Origin of the sequence: Chromobacterium haemolyticum (assembly GCF_002081825.1) — a bacterium.
Taxonomy (GTDB): Bacteria; Pseudomonadota; Gammaproteobacteria; order Burkholderiales; family Chromobacteriaceae; genus Chromobacterium; species Chromobacterium fluminis.
Genome location: NZ_MUKU01000008.1, coordinates 159,683 through 177,190 on the forward strand (window position 1 = coordinate 159,683; position 17,508 = coordinate 177,190).

17 protein-coding genes are annotated in these 17,508 nt (G+C 67.0%); 13 read left to right on the forward strand and 4 right to left on the reverse strand.

Annotated elements, in window-relative coordinates; all coding sequences use genetic code 11:
* The first annotated feature begins 13 nt into the window (after positions 1 to 13).
* The 4 genes from nirB (at position 14) to B0T39_RS08195 (ending at position 6,345) form a co-directional block, all read left to right on the forward strand.
* Positions 14 to 2,446 carry a nitrite reductase large subunit NirB gene (nirB, locus tag B0T39_RS08180; RefSeq protein ID WP_081545635.1) on the forward strand — a complete coding sequence of 811 codons (2,433 nt, stop codon included), beginning with the start codon at positions 14 to 16 and terminating at the stop codon, positions 2,444 to 2,446.
* A 7-nt stretch (positions 2,447 to 2,453) separates the two neighbouring features.
* Positions 2,454 to 2,783 carry a nitrite reductase small subunit NirD gene (nirD, locus tag B0T39_RS08185; protein ID WP_081545636.1) on the forward strand — a complete coding sequence of 110 codons (330 nt, stop codon included), beginning with the start codon at positions 2,454 to 2,456 and terminating at the stop codon, positions 2,781 to 2,783.
* Positions 2,784 to 2,799: 16 nt separating this feature from the next.
* Positions 2,800 to 5,493, forward strand: a complete 2,694-nt coding sequence (locus B0T39_RS08190; protein WP_081545637.1) for a nitrate reductase — start codon at positions 2,800 to 2,802, stop codon at positions 5,491 to 5,493.
* 78 nt (positions 5,494 to 5,571) lie between these two features.
* Complete coding sequence (locus B0T39_RS08195; RefSeq protein WP_081545638.1) at positions 5,572 to 6,345, forward strand: transporter substrate-binding domain-containing protein; 774 nt, start codon at positions 5,572 to 5,574, stop codon at positions 6,343 to 6,345.
* Positions 6,346 to 6,358: 13 nt separating this feature from the next.
* On the opposite strand, the gene B0T39_RS08200 is transcribed toward B0T39_RS08195, so the two are convergent.
* Positions 6,359 to 7,147: a DinB family protein gene (locus B0T39_RS08200; RefSeq protein ID WP_081545639.1), complete on the reverse strand. Its 789-nt coding sequence runs from the start codon at positions 7,145 to 7,147 to the stop codon at positions 6,359 to 6,361.
* A 219-nt stretch (positions 7,148 to 7,366) separates the two neighbouring features.
* Here B0T39_RS08200 and B0T39_RS26375 point away from each other — a divergent pair, with 219 nt between their 5' ends.
* Positions 7,367 to 8,476, forward strand: a complete 1,110-nt coding sequence (locus tag B0T39_RS26375; protein ID WP_303245578.1) for a methyl-accepting chemotaxis protein — start codon at positions 7,367 to 7,369, stop codon at positions 8,474 to 8,476.
* Positions 8,469 to 8,933, forward strand: coding sequence for a GNAT family N-acetyltransferase (locus B0T39_RS08210; protein ID WP_019100303.1), 465 nt, complete (start codon positions 8,469 to 8,471; stop codon positions 8,931 to 8,933). Before B0T39_RS26375 ends, B0T39_RS08210 begins: the two co-directional genes overlap by 8 nt.
* Positions 8,934 to 8,943: 10 nt before the next feature.
* Here the strand turns inward: B0T39_RS08210 and B0T39_RS08215 are convergent, their stop codons facing one another.
* Positions 8,944 to 9,378 (reverse strand): anti-virulence regulator CigR family protein, encoded by a 435-nt coding sequence (locus tag B0T39_RS08215; protein ID WP_081545641.1) that lies wholly within the window; start codon positions 9,376 to 9,378, stop codon positions 8,944 to 8,946.
* A 145-nt stretch (positions 9,379 to 9,523) separates the two neighbouring features.
* On the opposite strand from B0T39_RS08215, the gene B0T39_RS08220 reads away from it, so the two are divergent.
* From B0T39_RS08220 to B0T39_RS08250, 7 genes are all read left to right on the forward strand, one after another.
* Positions 9,524 to 10,453, forward strand: a complete 930-nt coding sequence (locus tag B0T39_RS08220) for a chromate resistance protein ChrB domain-containing protein (RefSeq protein WP_081545642.1) — start codon at positions 9,524 to 9,526, stop codon at positions 10,451 to 10,453.
* 2 nt (positions 10,454 to 10,455) lie between these two features.
* Positions 10,456 to 11,802 (forward strand): chromate efflux transporter, encoded by a 1,347-nt coding sequence (chrA, locus tag B0T39_RS08225; RefSeq protein ID WP_081545643.1) that lies wholly within the window; start codon positions 10,456 to 10,458, stop codon positions 11,800 to 11,802.
* A 32-nt stretch (positions 11,803 to 11,834) separates the two neighbouring features.
* Entirely contained in the window at positions 11,835 to 13,025 is a 1,191-nt protein-coding gene (locus B0T39_RS08230; protein WP_081545644.1) for an MFS transporter, read from the forward strand.
* Positions 13,026 to 13,147: 122 nt separating this feature from the next.
* Positions 13,148 to 13,711 carry a putative glycolipid-binding domain-containing protein gene (locus tag B0T39_RS08235; RefSeq protein WP_176219517.1) on the forward strand — a complete coding sequence of 188 codons (564 nt, stop codon included), beginning with the start codon at positions 13,148 to 13,150 and terminating at the stop codon, positions 13,709 to 13,711.
* A gap of 1 nt (position 13,712) precedes the next feature.
* Complete coding sequence (locus B0T39_RS08240; protein WP_081545646.1) at positions 13,713 to 14,222, forward strand: GNAT family N-acetyltransferase; 510 nt, start codon at positions 13,713 to 13,715, stop codon at positions 14,220 to 14,222.
* A 79-nt stretch (positions 14,223 to 14,301) separates the two neighbouring features.
* Positions 14,302 to 15,213, forward strand: coding sequence for an AraC family transcriptional regulator (locus B0T39_RS08245; RefSeq protein ID WP_081545647.1), 912 nt, complete (start codon positions 14,302 to 14,304; stop codon positions 15,211 to 15,213).
* A 175-nt stretch (positions 15,214 to 15,388) separates the two neighbouring features.
* Positions 15,389 to 15,847: a hypothetical protein gene (locus B0T39_RS08250; RefSeq protein ID WP_081545648.1), complete on the forward strand. Its 459-nt coding sequence runs from the start codon at positions 15,389 to 15,391 to the stop codon at positions 15,845 to 15,847.
* Positions 15,848 to 16,042: 195 nt separating this feature from the next.
* On the opposite strand, the gene B0T39_RS08255 is transcribed toward B0T39_RS08250, so the two are convergent.
* On the reverse strand, positions 16,043 to 16,789 hold the full coding sequence (locus tag B0T39_RS08255) for a metallophosphoesterase (protein WP_081545649.1): 747 nt from the start codon (positions 16,787 to 16,789) through the stop codon (positions 16,043 to 16,045).
* Positions 16,786 to 17,505: a VUT family protein gene (locus B0T39_RS08260; protein ID WP_206119045.1), complete on the reverse strand. Its 720-nt coding sequence runs from the start codon at positions 17,503 to 17,505 to the stop codon at positions 16,786 to 16,788. The genes B0T39_RS08255 and B0T39_RS08260 overlap by 4 nt, the downstream gene beginning before the upstream one ends.
* Between the last annotated feature and the right edge of the window lie 3 nt (positions 17,506 to 17,508).

Sequence of the window (17,508 nt, forward strand, 5' to 3'; positions counted from 1 at the left end):
CGAGGACCTCATCATGACGAAACCCAAACTGGTGGTGGTCGGCAACGGCATGGCCGGCATCCGCACCGTGGAAGAACTGCTGACGCTGGCGCCGGACCTGTACGACATCACCGTGTTCGGCTCCGAGCCCCACCCCAATTACAACCGCATCCAGCTGTCCCCGGTGCTGGCCGGCGAACAGACTTTCGACGACATCGTGCTCAATCCGCGCGCCTGGTACGCCGAGCGCGGCATTACCTTGCACACCGGCAAAACCGTGGTGGAGCTGGACCGCGCGCGCCGGCAGACGCTCGCCGACGACGGCAGCGTCGCCCCTTACGACCGCCTGCTGCTCGCCACCGGTTCGCTGCCGGTGATGCTGCCGCTGCCGGGCCGCGAGTTGGCCGGGGTCGTCGGCTACCGCGACATCCGCGACACCGAGGCCATGCTGGCCGCCAGTGCCGACGGCGGCCGGGCAGTGGTGATAGGCGGCGGCCTGCTCGGCCTGGAAGCCGCCTATGGCCTGAAACAACGCGGCATGGACGTCACCGTGGTCCATCTGGCGGACTGGCTGCTGGAGCGGCAGTTGGACCCCACCGCCGCTCAGTTGCTGCAGGCCTCGCTGGAAGCGCGCGGCCTGCGCATCTTGCTGGGCCGCCAGACCGCGGCTCTGCTGGACGACGGTCGCGGCGCGGTGGCTGCGGCGCAGCTCTCCGACGGCGAAACCCTGGAAGCCAAGCTGGTGGTGATGGCGGTGGGCATACGCCCCAATATCGCGCTGGCCGCCGGCGCCGGCCTGCACTGCGAACGCGGCGTGGTGGTCAGTGACGCGTTGCAGACTTTCGACCCGCGCATCTACGCGGTGGGCGAATGCGTCAGCCACCGCGGCGTCTGCTACGGCCTGGTGGCGCCGCTGTTCGAACAGGCCAAGGTCTGCGCCAACCACTTGGCGCAACTGGGCAGCAGCCGCTATCAGGGTTCGGTGATGGCCACCAAGCTCAAGGTCACCGGCATCGACCTGTACTCCGCCGGCGACTTCATCAGCGGCGACGGCTGCGACGAGATCGTGCTGTCGGACCCGGCCGGAGGCCTGTACAAGAAACTGGTGCTGCGCGAGGACAAACTGATCGGCGTCTGCCTGTACGGCGACACCGCCGACGGGGCCTGGTACTTCAAGCTGCTGCGCGAACAGCGGGCGATAGGCGATCTGCGCGAGCGGCTGATCTTCGGCGAAACCGCCATCGGCGACGTCGGCGTGCAAGGCCAGAGCCGCGCCGCCGGCATGCGGGACAGCGACGAAGTCTGCGGCTGCAACGGCGTCAGCAAGGGCGCCATCGTCAAGGCGATCAAGGAAAACGGCCTGTTCACCCTGGACGAAGTCAAACAATGCACCAAGGCCGGCAGCTCCTGCGGCTCCTGCAGCGGCCTGGTGGAGCAGATCCTGATGAACACGGTGGGCGCGAGCTTCCAAGAAGCGCCCAAGACCAAGGCCGTCTGCGGCTGCACCGATCACAACCACGCCGAGGTGCGCAAGGCCATCCGCGACCACCACCTGCTGGATCACGCTGCGGTCTACCTCTTTCTGGAATGGCGCACGCCCAACGGCTGCGCCAGTTGCCGGCCGGCCATCAACTACTACCTGCTGTCCACCTGGCCGCGCGAAGCGGTGGACGATCCGCAAAGCCGCTTCGTCAACGAACGGGTGCACGCCAATATCCAGAAGGACGGCACCTTCTCGGTCATCCCGCAGATGAAGGGCGGCGTCACCAACGCGGCCGAGCTGCGCCGCATCGCCGATGTGGCCGACAAATACCAAGTACCCATGGTCAAAGTCACCGGTGGCCAGCGCATCGACCTGCTGGGCATCCGCAAGGAGGACCTGATCGAGGTCTGGAAAGACCTGGGCATGCAATCCGGCCACGCCTACGGCAAATCCATCCGCACCGTGAAAACCTGCGTCGGCAGCGAGTTCTGCCGCTTCGGCACCCAGAACAGCACCCAGATGGGCATAGACCTGGAAACCATGCTGGCCAATATGTGGGCGCCGCACAAGGTCAAGCTGGCGGTGTCCGGCTGCCCGCGCAACTGCGCCGAAGCCGGCATCAAGGACGTGGGCGTGATAGCGGTGGACTCCGGCTGGGAGCTCTACGTGGGCGGCAACGGCGGCATCAAGACCGAGGTGGCGCAATTCCTGTGCAAGGTGAAGACCGCCGAGGAAGTGAAGGAATACAGCGGCGCCTTCCTGCAGCTCTACCGCGAGGAGGGCTATTACTTGGACCGCACCGTCCGCTACATCGCCCGCGTCGGCCTGGACTACGTCAAGGCGCGGGTGGTGGACGACGCCGCCAACCGCCAGGCGCTGTACCAGCGGCTGCTGTTCGCGCTGGAAGGCCTGCCCGACCCCTGGGCCGCCCGCATCGCCGGCGCGCAGCGCCAGGAATTCATCCCCTTGAAAGTCATCGCCTGAGGCCGCCATGGAACCCACCCCGTCCCCCTCCTCCCGCTGGCTGCGCGTGTGCGCGCTGGACGACATCCCGCTGCTGGGCAGCCGCGTGCTGGCCCGCGACGGCGGCGACATCGCCCTGTTCCGGCCGCAGCCTCAACAAGTGTTCGCGCTCTTGGACCGTTGCCCGCACAAGGGCGGCCCGCTGAGCCAGGGCCTGGTGCACGGCGCGGCGGTCACCTGCCCGCTGCACGGCTGGACCCTCAATCTGGACAGCGGCGAAGCGCAGGCGCCGGACCGCGGCTGCGCGCGGCGCTTTCCGGTCAGCCTGCGGAACGGCGACGTCTACCTGCAACTGTGAACCCGGGAACACCGCCATGACCACCACCCCCTCCACCTGCTGTTACTGCGGCGTCGGCTGCGGCGTGCTGATCCACAGCGACGGCGCGCGCATCACCAGCGTAGAAGGCGACCCTGCCCACCCCGCCAACCACGGCCGGCTTTGCACCAAGGGCCTGGCGCTGGCGGACAGCTGCGCCAGCCTGTCCGGCCGAGCGCTGCACCCAGAACTGCGGCTGACCCGCGACGCCGCGCGCCGGCGCGTGGACTGGAACGATGCGCTGGACACCGTGGCCGAGCGCCTGGCCGGCGTCATCCGCCGCCATGGCCCGGACGCGGTGGCGGTCTACGCCTCCGGCCAGTTGCTGACCGAGGACTACTATCTGTTCAACAAGCTGACCAAGGGCCTGATCGGCACCAACAACATCGACACCAATTCCCGGCTGTGCATGTCCAGCGCCGTCAGCGGCTACAAGCTGGCGTTGGGCGCCGACGGCCCTCCCACCTGCTACCAAGATCTGGAGCTGGCCGACTGCGTGCTGCTGGCCGGCAGCAATACGGCCTACGCCCATCCGGTGCTGTTCCGCCGGTTGGAAGCGGCCAAGGCGGCGCGGCCGGATACCAAGTGGATCGTGGTGGACCCGCGCCGCACCGACACCGCCGCGCTGGCGGACCTGCATCTGCAGATCCAGCCGGGCAGCGATGTGGCGCTGTTCAACGGCATGCTGCACCACCTGATCTGGGAAGGGCTGATCGACGAGAGCTACATCGCCGCCCACACCGAGGGCTTCGACGCGCTCAAGCGCCTGCTGCGCGACTATTCGCCGCGCCAAGCCGCCGGCCTATGCGGCATCGCCGAGGCCGACCTGACCACCGCCGCCGAATGGTTCGGCCGCAGCCCTGCCAGCCTGTCGCTGTATTGCATGGGCCTGAACCAGTCCAGCCACGGCACCGCCAAGAATCTGGCGCTGATCAATCTGCACCTCGCCGCCGGCCAGATCGGCCGCCCCGGCGCCGGCCCCTTCTCGCTCACCGGCCAGCCCAACGCCATGGGCGGCCGCGAAGTGGGCGGCATGGCCACCATGCTGGCCGCCCACCGCGACATCGCCAACCCGCAACACCGCGCCGAAGTGGCCGCCCACTGGGGGATGCCGCCGGAGCGGCTCTCCGACCGGCCCGGCCTGCCGGCCATCGCGCTGTTCGACGCGCTCAAGGCCGGCCAGGTCAAGGCAGTGTGGATAGTCTGCACCAACCCCGCCCACTCTCTGCCGGACCTGGAACAGGCGCGCCAGGCGCTGGCCCAGGCAGAGTTCGTCATCGTCCAGGACGCCTACGCCGACACCGACACCGCCGCCTGCGCCGACGCGCTGCTGCCGGCAGCCAGTTGGGGTGAGAAAGAAGGCGCGGTCACCAACTCCGAGCGCCGCATCAGCCGGGTGCGCGCCGCCGTGCCGCCGCCGGGCGAGGCGCGCGCCGACGGCTGGATCGCCGCCGAAGTGGGCCGCCGCCTGGAACGGCTGCTCTATCCGGACGCGCCCAGCCTGTTCCAAAACAGCGAGCCGGGCGCGGTGTTCGCCGAACACGCGGCGCTGACAGCCGGCCGCGATCTGGACATCAGCGGCCTCAGCCACGCGCGGCTGGAACGGGACGGCCCGCAGCAATGGCCGTTCCCCGCCGGCGCGGCCGCCGGCCAGGCTCGGCGTTACGAGGACGGCCGCTTTCCCACCGCCAGCGGCCGCGCCCTGTTCCACGCCACGCCCTATCGTCCGCCGGCTGACGCGGTCAACGCCCACTATCCCTTCCGCCTGCTCACCGGCCGGCTGCGCGATCAATGGCACGGCATGAGCCGCAGCGGCAGGGTGGCGCGTCTGTTCTCCCACGCGCCGGAACCCACGCTGGACATGCACCCGGCCGACGCCGCCCGCCGCGGCCTCAAGGCCGGCGAACTGGTCCGGGTGGAAAGCCGGCGCGGCGGCCTGGTGCTGCCGCTGGCGCTCAACGAGGAACTGCCGGGCGGCAGCGTGTTCGCCGCCATGCACTGGAGCGGTCAGCACCTGGACAGCGGCGGCGTCAACCAGGCCTGTTCGCCGGCGGTGGACCCGCAATCGTTCCAGCCCGAGCTCAAACACGCCGCGGTACGGGTGGAACGCGCCGAACTGCCGTGGCGGGTGCGGGCCGCCAGCCGCCACCCGGATCTGCCGGCGCTGCGCGCCCGACTGCAACCCTTGCTGGCCGGCTGCGGCTACGCCGCGATCAGCCTGCGGCCGCCGGACATTCTGGTCCTGAACGCCGCCCATGCCCAAGCGCGGCCGGACTGGCTAAGCGAGCTGACTTGGCTGCTGGATCTGGACGGCGGCCCCCAATTGCAAACCTTCAGCGACGCGCGCCGCGGCCTGGAACAACGCATCGCCTGGCGCGACGACGCGCCCTGGGCCTTCGTCTTCGCCGGCGGCCAGGACGACGGCGGGCGGCTGCTGGCCGCGATGCAAAGCGGCCAGCCTTGGCCCGGCAACCGGCTCAGCGCGCTGGTCCCCGGCGTCGCAACCGTTTCCACCGCCGCTCGCATCGTCTGCAACTGCCTGCAAGTGGACGCCGAACGCATCCAGGCGACCATCGCCGACGGCGCGGACCTGGCCGGACTCAAGGCGCGGCTGGGCTGCGGCGGCGTTTGCGGCTCCTGTCTGCCGGAACTGAAACGGCTGCTGGCGCGACAGACAGAACGGGAATATTGAAACCCCGCCGCAGAACTCTATGCTAAGGAAGTCCGGCGCTGTTACCCTCTGCGCTGGCGATAGCGATGGATGCGTGGATTGGGCTTAAAACAGATAGGACTGCTGGTCGCGGCGCTGGCCGCGCAGCCGGCGGCGGCGGCGGCGCTGGACATGGTCTACGGCGCGGTGGCCTCGGACCCGTATATGAGCGGCGAAGGCGATCAAATGCCGCCCCACCCCGGCGTGGTGGTGGAAATGGCGCAGGCGGCGGCCAAGGGCTGCCGGATCGCGCTTAAGCTGTCGCGGCTGCCGGGCAAGCGCCTGCTCACCGAGATGCAGCACGATCAGCACGACGCCGCCTTCATGTTCTCCCACAACAAAGAACGCGAAGCCTATTTCGACTACCCGATGCAGGGCGAGGAACCCGACCCGCGCTACCGGCTGACCACGCTGGCCTACTCCTTGTACGCGCTAAAAAACGCGCCTCCTGCCTGGAACGGCAAGAACCTGCCGGCGCTGGGCGCCATCGGCGTCAACGCAGGCTGGTCCATCGCCGACGATCTGCGCGCCAAGGGCGCCCAGGTGGAGGCCGCCAAAGACACCGAGATGAACTTCCGCAAGCTGCAGGCCCGCCACATCGCCGCCTACGCCACACAAAACCACATCGGCGACCGCTATCTGGACGACCACCCGCAAGCCGGCATCGTCCGGCTGCAGCCGCCGCTATCGCGCAAGGACTACTACCTGGTGTTCGGCAAACGCTGGCACCGGGACAATCCGGCCTTGGCGCGCTGCCTGTGGCAGCAGATCGGCAAACTGCGCGAAACGCTGCTGCCCGCGCTGCTGCGCCAGCCCTGGTATCAGCAGCCCTGAGCCGGGCCGGCGCTCAAGCCGGCTCGCCGCTCAACTCCGCCGTCAGTTCCTCCACCTCCAGCAAATGGGCGCGGTCGTGCTGCAACATGTCCTCGGCCAGATCCTCCAAGCTCATCCGCCGCTCGCCGCCAAACAGGCATAGCCGGCCATGCTGAGCCGGTTCGGCGTTGGCCAAGGCGGCCAACAAATGCCGCCGTCCGGCCAGAAAATCGTCCAAGGCCGCGGCCCCGTCCTGTTCCAGATAAGCCAGTTCGCGCGACATCTCAGTACCGTCCACCGAGGCGATCTCCGGCATGTCCTCGGTCAATACCCGAGCCACCCGCTGGCAGAAAATCCGGTCCAGATCGCGCAAATGACAGGCATGCTCCACCGCGGCGAAATCGATGCCGTCCGGCCGCCGCCTCCAGTCCGCGGCCGGAATCGCGCGCAGCGCCGCCGCCAACTGGGCCGGCATCGCCCGCAAAGCCTCCAACCGCTGCGCCCAATCCAGCTGTTGCGGCGTGGCCGTCCACACCACTCCGTAAGTGAAATAGCCGCCCGGCACCCGGCCGCGCGGCCGCAGCACCTCGTGATGATGACGGCGCATCACCTCCGCCACCATCGCGCCGCAAAACTGGCGCGCGCCGGCATCCGCCTCCAACTCCGGAAACAACTGGCGCACATCGTGGACGATGGCCGCCACCGCCGGCACCTCGGCGCGCGATAAAGCCGCGTATTCCACATAGCGTTGCGGCGTGTCGATCAAGGCCTCAAGTTGGCGGCCCAGCGCCTGTTCGCGAAAGGTATCGAAACGGGAATGCATAACCACTCCTTTTGTAACGTATCAAAATGATACCTTAGTAAACAAACAAACGGCCGTCAACCCTGATTTTCGTCATAAGCATGCAGATATAAACAAGACAAATGATTGCAGATTCATGACGGCATTCGGATAATGCTAAACGTTTATTTAAAATTACCCGGCGACAGGCAAGCGTCTACCACGCTCGTCCGTCCCGGCTGGCGTCACAAGGAGATGGGAATGGGGTTCTGGAACAAGGCCGACACCGCGCGACAGCAAGCGGAACTGTTGCAATGCAGGCAGGAAGCCGAGCAGCTCCGCACGGAGCTGGGGCACACCCGCGCCCGCGCCGACGAAGCGGAAAGCCAGTTGGCGGCCAGCCAGGCCAAGAACCAGGAACTTCGCGGGCTGATCGCCAACCTCTCCGCCTTCGCCCAATCGATGACCGATACCCAGCAATCGCTGGCCACCCTCTCCAGCGTGATGAGCCGAGAGAAAGACCGCGCCGTCGCCGCTCAGGACATCTCGCTGCACAGCCGCCAATCCATAGACCAGATCGCCGCCGATCTGTCCAAGCTGGCCGGCGCCTCGCAAGGCGCGGCGGAAAAAGTGGGGGAACTGGACGCGCGCGCCCAAGAGGTGGGCGGCATCGTGCAATTGATCCGCGACATCGCCGACCAAACCAACTTGCTGGCGCTGAACGCCGCCATCGAGGCCGCCCGCGCCGGCGAGCAGGGACGCGGCTTCGCCGTGGTGGCCGACGAAGTGCGCAAGCTGGCCGAACGCACCGCCACCGCCACCGCCGACATCGCCAAGCTGGTGGAGCAGATTCGCGGCGACAGCGCCGGCAGCCGCAGCCAGATGGGCCAACTGGCCGAGCAGGCCGCCCGCTTCAGCCAAGACGGCGAGGCCGCCGCCGGCACCATGAAGCAGTTGCTGGACATGTCCACCAGCATGGAAGGCAGCATCGCCGCCTCCGCGCTGCGCGGCTTCTGCGAACTGGCCAAGATGGACCACCTGATCTACAAATTCCGCGTCTACCAAGTCATGTTCGGCCTGTCGGACGAAGACATCGGCCACTTCGGCTCCCACCAGCACTGCCGCTTCGGCAAGTGGTATTACGAGGGCGAAGGCCGCGCCAGCTTCTCTCACCTGCCCGGCTTCCGTGAAATCGAAGCGCCTCACGCCAAGGTGCACACCGCCGCGCTGGACGCCTTGCGCGCCCACGCCGACGGCGACAGCCGGGCCGCGGTGGAACAGGTGGCGGCCATGGAAGCCGCCAGCCTGCAAGTGTTGGCCGGGCTGGAGCATATGGCCGGCGCCGGCGCCGCGGAGCCGCGCCGTGGCTGAGGCCGCGTTCGCCATCCGCCCTCTGCAAGCCGGCGACCACGCCGATTGGCTGCCGTTATGGCGCGGCTACAACGCCTTCTACGGCCGCGAAGGCGCGACCGCGCTGCCTGAGGAGGTGGAGAGGGAAACCTGGCGCCGCCTGCTCTCGCCGGCGGAACCGGTACATGGGCTGGCCGCGGTCGCCGGCGACGCGCTGCTGGGCATCGCCCATCTGCTCTACCACCGCAGCACCATCCAGATCCAGGATGCCGCCTATCTGCAAGACCTCTACGTGACGCCGGCGGCCAGGGGAAGCGGCGTCGCCCGCGCGCTGCTGCGGGCAGCCGCGGACCGAGCGCGCGCCGACGGAGCCGTGGTCCTGTACTGGCGCACCGCCGGCGACAATCACGCCGCGCGCCGCTTGTATGATCAGGTGGCGGAGCTGGCGGACGCCGTGATCTACCGCCAAGTTTTGTGATCCAACCGAATCAGCGCAGCACGTCCAGCAAGATATCCGCTATCAATCCGCTGGCCGCCACCAGCACCAGATCCGCGCCCACCGCCCGCCACTCATAGCCGGGGTGGCGCGGCAGTTGGCTCAGCAAGGGCGCCGGCAATACCTGCTTGGCGATGCCGGGCGGCAAGGGCTTGCCGCGTGCCAGACGCTTGCGCATGCCGGGCGGCAGCGACTTATAGCCGGTCACCCCGGAGTCTAGCGCCAAGCGCCGCGCCGCGGCGACGCTGATGCCCGCCGCCGCCAAATCCTTGTCCGCCCGCGCCGGCGACGCCTCCCTGTCCTGATCTTTATCCTTGTGTTTGCCCTGGCCATGACCCTGGCCCTTGCCTTCCGGCGGATTGGCCAGCGTCGGCGCAGCCAACGCCGCCGCCAACAACAACACAGACCATTGCTTCCATCGCTTCATCTTCGTCTCCCCTCTCTGTTGAGCCCGATTTAGATTATCGACCAAACGCCGGCCAAGTTTGAGTCCGACTTCGACATGCGCTCCAATGAATATATATTGATCGCTACATAATTGTAGAATACGCTACACAAAAATGGAGCGCATCATGGACTGGCTGCTGTTGATCACTTCCTTGCCCACCGAAAACGCCACCGCGCGCATGCGTGCCTGGCGCGCCTTGAAAGCTTGCGGCTCCGCCGCGCTGCGCGACGGCGCCTACCTGCTGCCCGGCGGCGACGCCCGCCAGCAACAGCTTGAGGCCATCGCCGCCGATATCCAGCAACACGGCGGCGTCGCGCGGCTGCTGGCTTGCCGACCGCTGGACGGCAGCGATTTTCCGCCGCTGTTCCAGCGCGACGCCGACTATCAGCAGCTGCGGCAGGACATCCAGGAACAACTGAGCGGGCTGGACCCCGACAACGCCGCCGAGCGGCTGAAACAATGGCGACGGCTGGGCAAGGCTCTGGCCGGCATCGCCGCCATCGACTTCTTCCCCAGCGCCGGCCAAGAACAGGCGCAGGCGGCCTTGCAACAACTGGAAGCCGCCATCCAGCAGCAATTGTCGCCGGGCGAGCCGCATAGCCTGGAGATGCGTATCCCGCGACGCGCCCTGGCCGAGCACCAGGGCCGGACCTGGGCCACTCGCCGCCGCCCTTGGGTGGACCGGCTGGCCTCGGCCTGGCTGATTCGCCGCTTCATCGATCCTCAGGCGCGCATTCTGTGGCTGGCCGCGCCCGGAGACTGTCCGCCGGACGCCTTGGGCTTCGACTTCGACGGGGCCGCTTTCACCCATGTCGGCGACAAGGTCAGCTTCGAAGTGCTGCTGGCCAGTTTCGGCCTGGATGCGCCGCCGCTGCGGCGGCTGGCCGCGCTGGTCCATTATCTGGACGTGGGCGGCGCGCCGCCGCCGGAAGCCAGCGGCGTGGAAACCGTATTGGCCGGTTTGCGCGCCGCGCTGAACGACGACGATCAACTGCTGGCCGCCGCCGCCAACATCTGGGACGGGCTATACCAGCAATTCGCCAAGGAAGCCTGAACATGCCGCCCGACCATCCCCTAAGCGCCCCCGCCCCCGTCGGTTTCTGGCAAGCCGTCCGCTTTTGGTTCAAGCTAGGCCTGATCAGCTTCGGCGGCCCGGCCGGTCAGATCGCCATCATGCACCAGGAGCTGGTGGAGCGCCGGCGCTGGATTTCCGAACGCCGCTTCCTGCACGCCCTGAATTACTGCATGCTGCTGCCCGGGCCGGAGGCGCAACAACTGGCCACTTATATCGGCTGGCTGCTGCACCGCGGCTGGGGCGGCGTCGCCGCCGGCTCGCTATTCGTGCTACCGTCCTTCTTCCTGCTGGTGCTGCTGTCTTGGATCTATGTCGCTTACGGCCACCTGGCTTGGATCGCCGGTCTGTTCTACGGCATCAAGCCGGCGGTGGTCGCCATCGTGGCCCAGGCGGCCTGGCGCATCGGCACGCGCACGCTGAAACGGCCCTGGCTGTGGGGCGTGGCGCTGGCCTCGCTGTGCGCCATCGCGCTGTGGCAAACGCCCTTCCCGCTGATCGTGCTGGCGGCGGCCTTGATCGGCGCGCTGGCCGGCCGGCTGCGCCCGCGCTGGTTCCAGGCCGGCGGCCATGGCGGCGCGGACGCGCATTTCGGCCCGGCGCTGATCGACGATCACACCCCGCCGCCGGCGCACGCCCGCTTCTCCTGGTTCCGGCTCGGCCGCGCCGTGCTGGCCGGCCTGCTGCTGTGGAGCTTGCCGATGGCGCTGCTGACAGCCGTCTACGGCTGGCACGGCGGCTTTACCCAAATGGGCTGGTTCTTCACCAAGGCCGCGCTGCTGACCTTCGGCGGCGCTTACGCGGTGCTGCCCTATGTCTACCAGGGCGCGGTGGCGCATTACGGCTGGCTGAGCGCCGGCCAAATGCTGGACGGCCTGGCGCTGGGCGAAACCACCCCGGGGCCGCTGATCATGGTGGTGGCCTTCGTCGGCTTCGTCGGCGGCTACGCCAAGGCGCTGCTGGGCCCGGATCACCTGTTCCTGGCCGGCGCGCTGGCCGCGGCGCTGGTCACCTGGTTCACCTTCCTGCCCTCCTTCGTCTTCATCCTGGCCGGCGGCCCGCTGATCGAACACAGCCATGGCCAAATCCGCCTGACCGCACCGCTGACCGCCATCACCGCCGCCGTGGTCGGCGTGATCGCCAACCTCGCCCTGTTCTTCGGCTGGCACGTGCTGTGGCCGCAGAGCTGGCACGGAGGCGTGGACTGGGCCGCCGCCGCCATCGCCGCCCTGGCGGCCTGGGCCCTGCTGAAACGACAAGTCAAAGTGATGCCGGTGATAGCCGGCGCGGCGCTGGCCGGCCTGCTGCTCAGCCTCTGGCGTCTGCCGTGAACGAATTCCCACTTCAAGAAAGGCCTGCTCGCATGCAGCCACGCATCCCCGCCACCATCTGGGCCCTGGGCCTGGTCAGCCTGTGCATGGACATGTCCTCCGAGATCATCCACGCGCTGCTGCCGGTGTTCCTGGTCTCCACCCTGGGCGTCAGCGCGCTGACCCTGGGCATCATCGAAGGCCTGGCGGAATCCACCGCGCTGATCCTGCGCGTGTTCTCCGGCGCCATCAGCGACTACTGGGGCCGGCGCAAGGGCTTGCTGCTGCTGGGCTACGGCCTGGCGGCGCTGAGCAAGCCGCTGTTCCCGCTGGCCCACAGCGCCGAAACCGTGTTGGCCGCGCGGCTGATGGACCGCGTGGGCAAGGGCATACGCGGCGCGCCGCGCGACGCGCTGGTGGCCGACGTCGCGCCGCCGGAAATCCGCGGAGCCTGTTTCGGCCTGCGCCAGTCCATGGACACCATAGGCGCTTTCACCGGCCCGCTGCTGGGCATCGCGCTGATGTTCTGGCTGGCGGACGACATCCAGCAAGTGTTGTGGTGGGCCTGCCTGCCGGCCTTGTTGGCGGTGCTGCTGCTGGCGGCAGGCGTGCGCGAGCCGGACGGCGGCGAGCGCAAGCCCTTCCGCTCGCCGCTGCGCCTGGCGCTGCTGCGCCAATTTTCCGGCCGCTATTGGTGGATCGTCGCCATCGGCGCGCTGTTCACCCTGGCCCGCTTCAGCGAGGCCTTTCTGGTGCTGCTGGCGCAGCGCCACGGCCTGCCGCTGAGCTGGCTGCCGCTGGTCATGGTGGTGATGAGCCTGGTCTACGCGCTCACCGCCTACCCGGTGGGCGTGCTGGCCGACCGCTTCAGCAAGAGCGCGCTGCTGGCCGTAGGCCTGCTGATCCTGATTCTGGCCGACGCCACGCTGGCGCTGTCCGGCTCCGTCGCCGTCACACTGGCCGGCATCGCCCTATGGGGGCTGCACCTAGGCTTCACCCAGGGTCTGCTGGCCACGCTGGTGGCGGAGGAAACGCCCGCCGAGATGAAGGGCACCGCCTTTGGCCTGTTCAATCTGGTCAGCGGCCTGTGCCTGCTGCTGGCCAGCGTGCTGGCCGGCTGGATGTGGGACCGCCACGGCAGCGCCAGTACCTTCGTCGCCGGCGGCACACTGGCCGTGCTGGCCTTGGCGACCACCTTGCTGTGGCATTGCCGGGAGCGGCGGCTGGCCGGCCAGGCCGCCTGAGAACGTGTTTACGCTCTCGCGAGCAAGAGCGAGACAAGGCGAAAACGAGCGCCGCGCCGGCCATGGACAAGAACACGGGCAATGGGGTGAAATACGGCATCATAAAAACGGCAAGCAGCCCCATGTCCCACACCTTTGTTTCCTCCATCGTCTGGCAACGGCTGGACGCCCCCGGCCACGATTACGCCGCCTTAGAACACGGCGAACATGGTCCGCGCCTTAGCGGCTGCGCCGTCTTCGTCGAAGACGGCGTCAACTGCCTGCTGCGCTACCAGGTGGACTGCGCGCCGGACTGGAGCACACGTCGCGTCGAGGTGGGCGGCTACCGCGGCGGCGAAGCCATCGCTTTGCTGCTGGAAACCGACGCCAACCGCAACTGGCGGCTCAACGGCGCGGAACAGCCGCAGGTGCGCGGCTGCGTCGACATCGATCTGGCCTTCACCCCGGCCACCAATCTGCTGCCCATCCGCCGCGGCCGGCTTGAGATCGGCGCGGTGCTGGAACTGAACGCCGCCTGGCTGCAGTTCCCGGCGCTGACTCTCGCCCCGCTGCCGCAGCGCTACACCCGCCTGTCCGAGTTCGGCTACCGCTACGAATCGCGGCAAGGCGCGTTCCAGGCCGAACTCAGCCTCACCCCGGACGGCCTGCCGCGCGACTACCAGGGCCTGTGGCGGGAGGCGCGCTGACATGGCCGCGACTTGCATCCGCCCGGCCGCGCCGGAAGACTTTGACCGTCTGGCCGAAATCGAACGCGCCGCCGCCGCCCGCTTCGATCCGCAAGACCTGCCGCCGGCGCTGGCCGACGACGCGCTGCCCCGCGACGAACTGGCCGCGGCCCACGCCGCCGGCCTGCTATGGGTGGCCGCCGACGCCGACGGCACGCACGGTTTCCTGCTGGCGCGCCGCTACGACGACAGCCTGCACCTGCAGGAAATGGACGTCTGCCCCCGACGCCAGGGGCAAGGCCTGGGCTCGGCGCTGATCGCGCACGCGGAAACCGCCGCGCACCGGCTGGGCCTGCGCCGGCTAACGCTGACCACCTTCGAACACCTGGCCTGGAACGCGCCCTACTACCAAAGGCGCGGTTTCCTGCGCCTCGACGACGCCGACTGCCCGCCCTTCCTGTTGGCCCTATTGCGCACCGAGGCCCAGCACGGCCTCAGGCGGCGCGTGGCGATGCAGAAACCGCTGCTTTAACGTGTCCGACAACACCGCAAGATCGGTCAGGCGCGCGGCGGCTCGGCCGCGCTAGACTGGCGGCGCCAAGGAGGAAAGCATGCAACACGACACCGCCAGCCCGCGCCTGGACAAGGCGCTGGCCTATATCGACGCCCATCTGGACGCCGACCTGAGCCTGGAACGGCTCAGCCGGGTGACCGCCTGCTCGCGCTTCCATTTCCACCGCCTGTTCCGCGCCCGCTTCGGCCTTAGCCTGCTCCAATATGTGCGGCTCTGCCGGCTGCGCCGCGCCGGAGAGCGACTGGCCTTCCGCCGCTGCGCCGTGCTGGACATCGCGCTGGACAGCGGCTACCGCAGCCCGGAAGCCTTTGCCCGCGCTTTCCGGCAGGCGATGGGCCAGACGCCGTCCGCCTTTAGGCGGCGGCCGCGCTGGCTGCCTTGGCATCAGCACTTCCACGCCCTGTCCCAACTGAGGAGCCGTTCCATGCCATCCCGCCAAGTCCCGCTCGCCGTCGACATCGTAGACTTCCCCGCCACCCCGGTCGCCCTGCTGGAACACCGCGGCGATCCCGCGCTCTTGGGCGACAGCCTGCGCGACTTCATCGCCTGGCGGCGGGAAAACCGCCTGCCGCCCAGCGCCGCCGCCACCTACAACCTGCTATACGAAGACCCGGACAACTGCGCGCCGGCTGACTATCGCTTCGGCTTGTGCGCCGCTTTCGACGGCGACATCGCCGCCAACCGCCAAGGGGTGCGCGCCGCGCTGATTCCCGCCGGACGCTGCGCCCGGCTGCGCCACATCGGCTCCGACGACGCGCTGGCCGCCCTCGCACGCCGCTTGTACGCGGAATGGCTGCCCGCCAGCGGCGAAACTCCGCGCGATTTCCCGCTGTTTCTCCAGCGCGTCCGTTTCTACCCCGATGTGGCGGAAAACGAAGCCGTCTGCGATCTGTTTCTGCCGCTGCAAGCGCCCGCGCCGAAAATCGGATCCGCTGCTCCGTTAAAATAATAACAATCAGGATATTCCAAAAACATTCCCTCAAGCGCCTTTTGTCGGCTTTGGGTAAACTAGAGCGCGTTAAATGCAGGGGTAATGCACGATGCGCGCTCTTTTTCTGACCCGAATAAAAAAATGGATCATCAGCGTATTCAATCCACCCTACCAATTGGTACTGTGCGACAGAATGCTCAAGAAGAATTCCAAGGAATATCTCTACCTGTTCAAACTTTACGGCAGCCACGACTTCGTCAAGCTTTCCCACGCCGACATCTTGGCCAGCAATCAGATTCTGTCCGCCATCCGGCCACGGGACCTGATAAAAATAGCGCTCTTGGAAAACAACAGGAAAGAAGAAGAGAAACGCTGCAAGGTGGAGGAAGAACTGCGCGGCAATCAATACCGGATTCATTTGCACGGCAATAGCGAAACGTTTTCCGGCGAAAGCATCTGCCGGAATATCGACTATTTCTCGGACCTGGAGCCACAGGAGGTCTGCAAGATCGCCTACGCCACGGGGTTTCAGAAAGGCCGCGCCGTCTCCGGCCACATCAGCCGCGCCGCGGCCGAGGCCCGCCGCCAGGACGCGCCGGCAGCGGACGGCTCAGGCAAGGTGCTGGCGTTGCGGCGGGCCAGACCGAGCTAAGAGCCTGTTCATAGTCTGCTGCGCGTCGGCGATACGGCGTTGAAAACCGCTTCGAAATGCTCATGTACCACGTGTACATTCCGCTTTCTCAGCCGTTTTCGCCTTGTCTCGCCCTAGCTCGCGAGACTTTGAACAGACTCTAATAACCTGTTTACGATCTGCTGCGCGTCGGCGATACAGCGTTGAAAACAGCCCCTAAATCATCACGGTCTGGCTGCGGAAGCCGGCGGCGTCGAACTCCAGCAGTTTGTAGCCGCGCGCGTCCACGGTGTCCAGCGCCGCCGTGCCCTTGCGCCACTGAAAACAGCTGGCCGGACAGACTTCCAGCGCCACGCCGCGCGCCTCCAGCCGGTAATCCCCATGCGCATGGCCGCACAGCAGCACTTGCAAGCGCGGCGTCTCCGCCATTAACTCCCAAAACCGCTCCGTGTCTTGCAACATGCAGCTGTCCAATAGCGGCGTACCCACCGCCGCCGGATGATGATGCAGCAGCACGGCGCAGCGCTTGCCGGCGGTCTCGGCTCCGGCCAGCCGTTGCCGGAACGCTGCAGCGGCGCGCTCGTCGATATGGCCGTCGTCCGTGCCTGGCCGGACCGAATCCAGCGCCAGTAGCAGCCAATCCGCCGTTTCCAGACGCTCCAGCGGCCGCATGAAGTCGTAACGACCCAACACCTCGGCCGCCAAGGGCGCGGCGTCGTGGTTGCCGGCCAGCCAGTACACCGGCAGGCCCGTCCGCTCCAGCCGCTGCGCAAAGCGCTCGTAGGAAGCGGCGCTCTCATCTTGAGAAATGTCTCCGGTCACCAGAATCGCGTCCAGCTCCGCCGCGTGCCGCCGCTCCAATTGCTCCAGCACCCGGTCAAACTCGCGGTAAGTGTCGTAGCCCATCAACTGGCCGCCGGCCTCGGCGAACAGGTGCGTGTCGGAAATCTGCGCGGCCCTCATTGTCCCTCCTCCATTGCGTATTTGTTTCTCTTGACGTCTTCGCCGTCCTCCTTGAACACCGCCAAGGGGTTGTAGGACACGCTCCAGTCAAAGTAATCGGTCTTTTCTATCCTCTTCACCACCCCCACAAGGTAATAGCCCACCGGCAACAAGGCGATGGAAACGAACACTTTGTAAGACCAGGTGGTGGCGATGATGTTGAGCAGCTCCTGCCCGCTATAGCGCGACGACAGGCTGATGGGATAGGCCGTCGTCAGCAGCACCGCCTGGGCCAGCATGGACGCGATGACGTAGCGAATGAAAAAGAAGCGGCCGGCGAAAAAGACCTTCATCCGCGATACGACAAATCCATTGCAAAAATAAGAGGCCGGCACCGAGATCCAAGTACCCACCATCACTCGCCAAAACTCGTTGAACAACAGGTAGTACTGCTTGGAAATCTCGTTATTATCCGGTTGCAGCAAGGCGAAGGCATTGATGATCAAAACAAAAAATGTCTGGCACACCACCAGAATCCATACCGTGCGCCCGCCCAGCTTATAGCCGTACACCTCGGTGGATACCGTGGACAAAAGATAGCAAAGCGAAAACACGATGCCGCTGGCGGTGATTTTCAAGCCGTAAATGTCCAGCGTCTTGTACACCAGCGAATCGCACACCACCATGATGGTCACCGACAAACCCACGATAAAACCATAAACTCTAAACTGTTCCACACC

Bases quoted from the DNA above. Each gene is read 5' to 3' on its own strand.
- nirD (WP_081545636.1), top strand. From the start codon at position 2,454: ATGGAACCCACCCCGTCCCCCTCCTCCCGCTGGCTGCGCGTGTGCGCG.
- B0T39_RS08200 (WP_081545639.1), bottom strand. From the start codon at position 7,147: ATGCATTCCCGTTTCGATACCTTTCGCGAACAGGCGCTGGGCCGCCAA.
- B0T39_RS08245 (WP_081545647.1), top strand. From the start codon at position 14,302: ATGCAACACGACACCGCCAGCCCGCGCCTGGACAAGGCGCTGGCCTAT.
- B0T39_RS08220 (WP_081545642.1), top strand. From the start codon at position 9,524: ATGGACTGGCTGCTGTTGATCACTTCCTTGCCCACCGAAAACGCCACC.
- B0T39_RS08255 (WP_081545649.1), bottom strand. From the start codon at position 16,789: ATGAGGGCCGCGCAGATTTCCGACACGCACCTGTTCGCCGAGGCCGGC.
- chrA (WP_081545643.1), top strand. From the start codon at position 10,456: ATGCCGCCCGACCATCCCCTAAGCGCCCCCGCCCCCGTCGGTTTCTGG.
- B0T39_RS08190 (WP_081545637.1), top strand. From the start codon at position 2,800: ATGACCACCACCCCCTCCACCTGCTGTTACTGCGGCGTCGGCTGCGGC.
- B0T39_RS08250 (WP_081545648.1), top strand. From the start codon at position 15,389: ATGCTCAAGAAGAATTCCAAGGAATATCTCTACCTGTTCAAACTTTAC.
- B0T39_RS08215 (WP_081545641.1), bottom strand. From the start codon at position 9,378: ATGAAGCGATGGAAGCAATGGTCTGTGTTGTTGTTGGCGGCGGCGTTG.
- B0T39_RS08230 (WP_081545644.1), top strand. From the start codon at position 11,835: ATGCAGCCACGCATCCCCGCCACCATCTGGGCCCTGGGCCTGGTCAGC.
- B0T39_RS26375 (WP_303245578.1), top strand. From the start codon at position 7,367: ATGGGGTTCTGGAACAAGGCCGACACCGCGCGACAGCAAGCGGAACTG.
- B0T39_RS08240 (WP_081545646.1), top strand. From the start codon at position 13,713: ATGGCCGCGACTTGCATCCGCCCGGCCGCGCCGGAAGACTTTGACCGT.
- nirB (WP_081545635.1), top strand. From the start codon at position 14: ATGACGAAACCCAAACTGGTGGTGGTCGGCAACGGCATGGCCGGCATC.
- B0T39_RS08235 (WP_176219517.1), top strand. From the start codon at position 13,148: ATGTCCCACACCTTTGTTTCCTCCATCGTCTGGCAACGGCTGGACGCC.